General features: G+C 67.4%; 6 protein-coding genes and 1 pseudogene. All 7 read left to right on the top strand.

Going from position 1 to position 4,253, the window contains the following annotated elements:
* Positions 1-238: tetratricopeptide repeat protein (locus VD972_RS35610; protein WP_414654184.1), on the top strand; the 238-nt coding region annotated here is incomplete at its 5' end.
* A complete protein-coding gene (locus VD972_RS35605) occupies positions 235-366 on the top strand; it encodes a hypothetical protein (RefSeq protein ID WP_324993269.1) in 132 nt (43 codons plus the stop codon). The genes VD972_RS35610 and VD972_RS35605, both read left to right, overlap by 4 nt.
* Positions 367-438: 72 nt before the next feature.
* The gene (locus VD972_RS35600) at positions 439-1,350 is read left to right on the top strand and encodes a 5'-nucleotidase (protein WP_324993270.1); all 912 of its coding nucleotides are present in this window, start codon (positions 439-441) and stop codon (positions 1,348-1,350) included.
* A gap of 112 nt (positions 1,351-1,462) precedes the next feature.
* A pseudogene (gene rpmE / locus VD972_RS35595) lies at positions 1,463-1,678 on the top strand (50S ribosomal protein L31); the annotation flags it as partial.
* A gap of 273 nt (positions 1,679-1,951) precedes the next feature.
* Positions 1,952-2,815 (top strand): DNA-methyltransferase, encoded by an 864-nt coding sequence (locus VD972_RS35590; RefSeq protein WP_324993268.1) that lies wholly within the window; start codon positions 1,952-1,954, stop codon positions 2,813-2,815.
* A 43-nt stretch (positions 2,816-2,858) separates the two neighbouring features.
* A complete protein-coding gene (locus VD972_RS35585; protein WP_324993267.1) occupies positions 2,859-3,422 on the top strand; it encodes a lysophospholipid acyltransferase family protein in 564 nt (187 codons plus the stop codon).
* 50 nt (positions 3,423-3,472) lie between these two features.
* On the top strand, positions 3,473-4,253 hold a 781-nt coding region (locus VD972_RS35580), incomplete at its 3' end, for a fatty acid desaturase (protein WP_324993266.1).

Below are 4,253 nucleotides of genomic sequence, written 5' to 3'. Positions count from 1 at the left end.
ACCGTCCGCGCCGGAGGCCTACCTGCGCTCCTCGGACTGCTTCGGGAAGCTGAAGATGACGGAGGAGTCGCGGCTGGCGCTGGAGGAGCTCGTGAAGAGCTTCCCCAAGTCGGAGGCGGCGAAGACGGCCAAGACCCGGCTGGCGGAGCTGGACAAGGCGAAGAAGAAGCCTGCGCCCGCTCCGGCCACCCCGAAACCCGCGCCGGCTCCAGCGGCGCCGAAGAAGGGAAGCAAATGAGACTGCGACACCTGGCGCTGGCCGCGCTAGCGCTGCTGCTTGTGCCATTCGTGGCCGGCGCGGCGCCCAAGAAGGCGGTGCTGTTCTTCACGGGAGACAACGGGGGCGAGATCGCCCCCTGTGGTTGAATCCACAACCCGTCTGGCGGTCTGGCCAGACGAAAGACCGTGATCGCGCGCGAGCGTGAGAAGGGCGTGCCGGTGCTCGTGCTGGATGCGGGCAATGCGCTCTTCAAGTTCCCCAACAGCACCGGAGACGCGAACGAGAAGCCGCGCGCGGAGCTGTTGCTCAAGCAGTTGGATGCGCTGGGCACCTCGGCCATGGCCGTGGGCGCGCGCGACCTGACGCTCGGGCTGGACTTCGTCCGGAGTGGGGCCAAGGGCCTGAAGATGAAGCTCCTGTCCGCGAACCTCGTGGACAAGGCGGGCAAGGCGGTGTTCCCGTCCTCCACGGTGCTCACCGCGGGCGCGCTGAAGGTGGGCGTGGTGGGCGTGTCTCCCGAGGGCGCGCTGCCAGAGTCCCAGGGGAAGCCTGCCCTCCACGCCGTGCTGGCGGAGGCCAAGCGCCTGCGCGAGAAGGACAAGGTGGATGTGGTGGTGGTGCTCGCCGCGGTGCCGTACGACCTGGCGCGCCGGCTGGCTCAGCAGGGCGAGGGCGTGGACTTCGTCGTCCAGTCCCATGAGGGCCGCGGTCCGGGCATCGCCTCCAAGGATGGTCTGGCCACCTTCATTCCTCCGGGAGAGCGCGGGCGCCAGCTGGCACGCCTGGAACTGTCCGTGGACGGCCCAGGGGCCTTCCTGGATCTCTCCACCGCGGGCCAGGCCCAGACGAGCCTGAAGAACATCGAGGCCAACCTGGCGCGGGCCAAGGAGCGCCTCGCGACGACGAAGGATGGGGCCGCCCGGAAGGCACTCGAGGAGACGGTCGCTACCTTCGAGTCCCGGCGGGCGACCTTGCAGAAAGCGTCCAAGGCGGACGCAACGGGTTCAGCCCGGACGCATCTGTTGTCGTACTCCCAGCTGGGAGCGGATGTCCCATCTGATCCCACCGTCCAGAAGCTGGTGGAGAAGCTCGAGCCTCCGGGAGCGGGGCACGACGGCCACAACCATTGAGCGAGGGCGGGCTTGTGTCGTACCCGGCGCGCCGTTATAAGCGCCGGCCACCCCAACCGCCAGACCTCCTACCCATGGGTGGGTAGGGGCAAGGCGTACTGGAGATGTCACCATGAAGCAGGATCTGCATCCGGTCTATCCGCCCGCCCGCATCACCTGCGCGTGCGGCCATAGCGTCGAGACGAAGTCCACGCGCGGCTCGTTCTCCGTGGAAATCTGCTCGAACTGCCACCCCTTCTTCACCGGCAAGTACAAGCTCCTCGACACGGCGGGCCGTGTCGACCGCTTCCGGAAGAAGTACGCCGCCACCAACGCCGCCAAGGAGAAGGAGGCCGCTGCCGCTGCCGCCGCCGCCGAGGGCGCTCCCGTGGCTCCGGCTGCTGGCAAGAAGGGCAAGAAGGACGAGGCGAAGGCGTAGCGACGCCGTCTCTCATTCCGCGGTATCCGTCGAGCAGGGTGACGGAGGGCTTCTCAGGAAGCGCTCCGGCCCTGCTCGCGGCGTTTCAGCGGTCAAGTTTTCACGTGCTACAGATCGAAATTTGGACGTAGCAATCAAGTGGCTCCACATTCCGCCACGTTCAACGACGTGCACGGAGGCGAGATGTCCGCGGAAGCCACTGCCCTGAAGATTGCCGAGCGCTCCCTGGTCCCCTTCGCGAAGGGCGAGGCGTACCGGCTGTATCAGGGCGACAGCTTGGAGTTGATGAACCAGTTCCCCGAGCAGCAGTTCGATCTGATCTTCGCGGATCCGCCGTACTTCCTGTCCAACGGCGGCTTCACCTGCAAGAGCGGGAAGCGGGCCTCGGTGCAGAAGGGCGAGTGGGACGTGTCGCGCGGGGTGGAGGAGGATCACCGCTTCACGATGGAGTGGCTGAAGGCGTGCCAGCGGCTGCTCAAGCCCACGGGGACGCTGTGGGTCAGCGGCACCCAGCACGTGATCTTCAACGTGGGCTTCGCGATGCAGAAGCTCGGCTTCAAGCTCTTGAACACGGTGACCTGGTACAAGCCGAACGCGAGCCCCAACCTGTCGTGCCGGTACTTCACGCACTCCACGGAGCTGCTGATCTGGGCGTCGCCGCGGCAGACGAAGACGCTGCAGCACACGTTCAACTACGCGCGGATGAAGGCGGAGAACGGCGGCAAGCAGATGCGGGATGTGTGGAACCTGCCGCGCACGGGCGAGGAGGAGCTGACGGCGGACGGCTCCGGGCGGATGTGGACGCAGATCGCTCCGCGCCGTGAGGAGAAGGCCTTCGGCAGCCACCCCACGCAGAAGCCGGTGGCGCTGCTGGAGCGCATCATCGAGGCGAGCACTCCCGAGGACGCGGCGGTGCTGGACCCGTTCAACGGCAGCGGCACCACGGGCGTGGCCTCGCTGAAGCTGGGCCGGCGCTACACGGGCATCGACCTGGATCCGAAGTACCTGGAGCTCACGAAGAAGCGCCTGGACGCCCTCTCGCGCTGAGGATCGAGGAGCTCTAGAGATGTGGAGAAGGATCCAGTACTGGATGGGCAGGATCTGGATGGGGGTCTTTGGCTGGCGTGTCGAGGGAGCGCTGCCGGCGACACGGAAGTTCGTCTTCATCGCCGCGCCCCATACCTCGAACTGGGACCTGCCCTTCATGATTGCGACCGCGTACGTCCTCGGAGTGCGCATCTCGTGGCTGGGGAAGCACACCCTCTTCGAGGGGCCCTTCGGCGGGTTCATGAGGGCGCTCGGCGGCATCCCCGTGGATCGGAGATCGCGGCACAGCATGGTTGAGCAGGTGGCGGAGCGCTTCCAGCAGGCGGAGGAGCTCGTCCTCGGCATCTCACCCGAGGGGACGCGCAAGAAGGTGGAGTACTGGAAGTCCGGCTTCTACCACATTGCTCGCGCCGCCCAGGTGCCGGTGGGCATGGGCTTTCTGGACTTCGGGCGGAAGGTCGCGGGGCTGGGGCCCCTGCTGCCCCTCACCGGGGATGTGCGGGCAGACATGGACCAGGTGCGAGCCTTCTACCGCGACCTTCGCGGCAAGCTCCCGGAGTTCGAGTGCATTCCACGCCTCCGTGAGGAGGACCCCGAGCAGGTCTGAAGGAAGCACTGGTAGGCTCCGCGGCCGACTCTCACCGAGCCAGCTCTCACATGTCTGATCCCCAGCGCATCTTCGTTCCTTCCACCGTGGACCTGGAGGGCTTCCAGCGAGAGCTGAAGGAGCTCCGCGAGCAGATGGACGCCTCGCTGGGGGAAGCGGACGCGACGCACCTGCGCAAGATCGAGCGCTGGGGTCGGCTGGCCACACTGCTGGGGCTGGCCACCTGCTGGCTGGCCCCGAATCCGCTGAGCGCTGCGGCGCTGAGCCTGGGGCGCTCCACGCGCTGGCTGCTCATGCACCACGTGGGGCACCGCGGATATGACCGGGTGCCAGGCCTGCCCGAAGCCCGCACCAGCAAGGGCTTCGCACGTGGAAGGCGCCGCGTCCTCGACTGGCTGGACTGGATGCTGCCGGAGGCATGGGTCTTCGAGCACAACGTCCTCCACCATTCACACACGGGTGAGGCGGCGGATCCGGATCTGCTCGAGCGCAACGCTGAGGGGACGCTGCGCGATACGCGCCGGCCGCTGGTCCTGCGCTACCTGTTGCTGGGGCTGCTCGCGCTCACGTGGCGGGCCAGCTACTACGCGCCGGAGACGCTGAGCGCGCTGCGCCGCAAGGGCCGACGGGAGGGCTCTGCACTCTCGCGAGCCGAGCGGTGGGAGCTGGTGGCGAAGTGCTACGCGCCCTATGCCGCCTTCTGCTTCGTGCTCTTGCCGGCGCTGTTCCTGCCGCTGGGGCTGTGGGCGGCGTTCAGCGCGCTGTGCAACTCGGTGCTGGCGGACCTGCTCACGAGCCTGCACACCTTCCTCGTGGTAGGGCCCAACCACA

Source organism: Hyalangium sp., from assembly GCF_035629615.1.
GTDB lineage: Bacteria > Myxococcota > Myxococcia > Myxococcales > Myxococcaceae > Hyalangium.
The sequence above is the reverse complement of the archived record's forward strand: the minus strand, read 5'-3'. Positions and strand labels throughout refer to the sequence as shown.

Excerpts from the sequence above, each read along its gene's own strand:
- VD972_RS35590 (WP_324993268.1), top strand. The coding sequence starts at position 1,952 with ATGTCCGCGGAAGCCACTGCCCTGAAGATTGCCGAGCGCTCCCTGGTC.
- VD972_RS35605 (WP_324993269.1), top strand. The coding sequence starts at position 235 with ATGAGACTGCGACACCTGGCGCTGGCCGCGCTAGCGCTGCTGCTTGTG.
- VD972_RS35585 (WP_324993267.1), top strand. The coding sequence starts at position 2,859 with ATGGGCAGGATCTGGATGGGGGTCTTTGGCTGGCGTGTCGAGGGAGCG.